This window comes from Streptomyces bobili (assembly GCF_002154575.1).
GTDB lineage: Bacteria > Actinomycetota > Actinomycetes > Streptomycetales > Streptomycetaceae > Streptomyces > Streptomyces bobili.
The window spans coordinates 1-2,109 of sequence record NZ_MUBA01000218.1 but is presented as its reverse complement, the minus strand read 5'-3'; the positions used below and the strand labels follow the sequence as shown (position 1 = coordinate 2,109).

Genomic DNA, 2,109 nt, shown 5'->3' with positions numbered 1-2,109 from the left:
CTACGCGGTGGGTGTGGGATTTGAACCCACGGTGACTCGCGCCACGACGGTTTTCAAGACCGGCCGGATCTGCACGGCCCAATGCGGCTTGACCTGCGGAAGCGTCATCTCACTGGGCGCCGTCTACGCCTGATTGGCCAGAGGTTGGCCGCGCCGCCACTGGGTTGGCGCGTCGGATCCCGTCGGCAGCCGTCCCTAGCTGGGCACGACTGCTTCGTCCCGAAGCAACTTGGGTGGGGGCGCCGCCTGGGGCTGGTGTGCCACTCATCTGCATTGATGGTCCGCCGACGTTCGCGGTCGTCCGTCGTTGTGCGTCGGCGTTGTCACACAGTTAGACACTCACTGCTCGGACGGTGGCGCTGTCCATGGATCATGTTGTTGGAGTGCGTCGAACTCGCTGAGACCAAGCCTGCTTGCGGCGGTACGCCGTTCCCGAACCTCTGACCACGTTCTGGGGCGGTAGCCCGGCCCACTGCAACCGCACGAGTGGAAGGTGATCCCGGCTCGGAGAGTGGCCTCAAGGGTGCGCCAGCCCCGCTTGTCTCTGCGGCGCGGAATGGCCACGTCGAAACCGGCGTTGACCATTGGCTGACGGCAGCGAGGACAGAGGTGATCGCCGGACGGCTTCAAGCCTTGCTTGAACGAAGACCGGCAGGCCAAGCACACGAAGTGGGGCTTGTAGGCAGCCGCATACCGACACATCCCTGAAGCGTAGCCAGAGCGATCTGTCCCTGGCCATCGAGTTGCGGTGGCGTTCTGACCAAGTTGCTGTGCCTCGTTGCTGTACAGCAGGATCCCGACGGGGGGCGGTCATGGAACGGGAACAGCTCGAACAGCTGCTGAGCGGTGGCGACGACACATCATCGGCCGCTCTGGCTGCGCTCCGCGCCGGCGCTTCTTACGTCATCTGGGACGGAACGACGTCGCCCAAGTCGCTCGCGGCGGTCTACGGGCGCCGACTCCGTCACACCGTGCGGAGGGGCATAGAGACCCTGGGCTTAGCGCGGGCCGTGCAACGCCTCGACGTTTACGACCGGCCGGTCCGACTGGGCCAGATCAGGACTGCCGACGGGACTTGGTTCTTCATGCTGTTCCTCGCCGAGGACGGCAGCCCGCTGGTCGCATGCACCGGCGTCCGGCAGACCCAACCAGGACCGCCACGACCAGACGCCTGCTGAACCTCAGCGCCGCAAACACGCTCTCCAACTGTGGTGGTGAGCTCGGGCACCTCGTTTCAGGAGTCGCTGGCCTCGGACTCCTGGACTGCCGCTTTCAGTTGTTCCTTCGCCTCTTTGGCTTGCGCCTTACGAGACTGGTAGCGCTTGACCGCAACAGCGGCTCCGCTGACCGCAGCTCCGCCGACCACCGCGCCCACAGCCGCACCCTTCGAGAACGCGGCCTTCTCGATGGCGCTGATGAGCTTGTCGACGCCTCCCGCCCTCTTCGCCAGCGTCGTGATTTCCTGATACCTGCCTAGATTTCCCATCAGTCCCCCGATTTCACGCAGTACGTCTCGACGTTGCAGAGACGCCCTCGCAGGCCTCTAGCTCTTCCGCGTACATCTGCACGTTCTTCGGCCCATGGCGCCGCGGAGACGTACTCCTCGTCACCTTCCGGCGGTGGGTCAAGCTTCGCGTCGGTTCGCCTCGCAGCGCTTGAAGAGGTAGTAGCCCACGGTCTCACCTTTAATGGCTACGTTCTGACCGGACGACATGAACTTGTCGCGGCTCTGCTGTCCCTGCTCCACGAAGACGAAAGAACCGTTCACTAGCTCCCAGCCCTCTCGGCATACGGCGTTGAGGACGACTAGGGGATCTGTCGTCTGTTTGGTGGTTGTGCTGCCAACCATCGCGACGATGACCGCTTGCTGGCTCATGACGTCCATTGAGCACTGATACACAAGGTCCCCCTGCTCGAAGCACTGGCGTGCCTGACCCACAGGTGTGGAGAGGAACGCGCGTCGGTCGCGTTCGAGTCGCTCGGCTTGCTGCTTCTCTTCTGCCTCCTGCCGCTTGCGCTCCTTCTCCGCAGCCGCCTGCGCCTGTTGCTCTGGGCTCTTCTTCGAGATGAATGCCATGTCGCTCCCTCCGCGCGTGACGGCCGTCACGC

Annotated in this window: 3 protein-coding genes; 1 reads left to right on the top strand and 2 read right to left on the bottom strand. The window is 64.1% G+C overall.

Going from position 1 to position 2,109, the window contains the following annotated elements; all coding sequences use genetic code 11:
• Nucleotides 1-812 precede the first annotated feature (812 nt).
• Nucleotides 813-1,178 carry a hypothetical protein gene (locus BZL64_RS18630; RefSeq protein ID WP_086770328.1) on the top strand — a complete coding sequence of 122 codons (366 nt, stop codon included), beginning with the start codon at nucleotides 813-815 and terminating at the stop codon, nucleotides 1,176-1,178.
• A gap of 56 nt (nucleotides 1,179-1,234) precedes the next feature.
• Here the strand turns inward: BZL64_RS18630 and BZL64_RS18625 are convergent, their stop codons facing one another.
• Nucleotides 1,235-1,486, bottom strand: a complete 252-nt coding sequence (locus BZL64_RS18625) for a hypothetical protein (RefSeq protein WP_086770327.1) — start codon at nucleotides 1,484-1,486, stop codon at nucleotides 1,235-1,237.
• Between the two features lie 138 nt (nucleotides 1,487-1,624).
• Nucleotides 1,625-2,109: hypothetical protein (locus BZL64_RS18620; RefSeq protein ID WP_208639470.1), on the bottom strand; the 485-nt coding region annotated here is incomplete at its 5' end.

Coding starts and splice junctions, on each gene's coding strand:
- BZL64_RS18625 (WP_086770327.1), bottom strand. CDS start 1,486: ATGGGAAATCTAGGCAGGTATCAGGAAATCACGACGCTGGCGAAGAGG.
- BZL64_RS18630 (WP_086770328.1), top strand. CDS start 813: ATGGAACGGGAACAGCTCGAACAGCTGCTGAGCGGTGGCGACGACACA.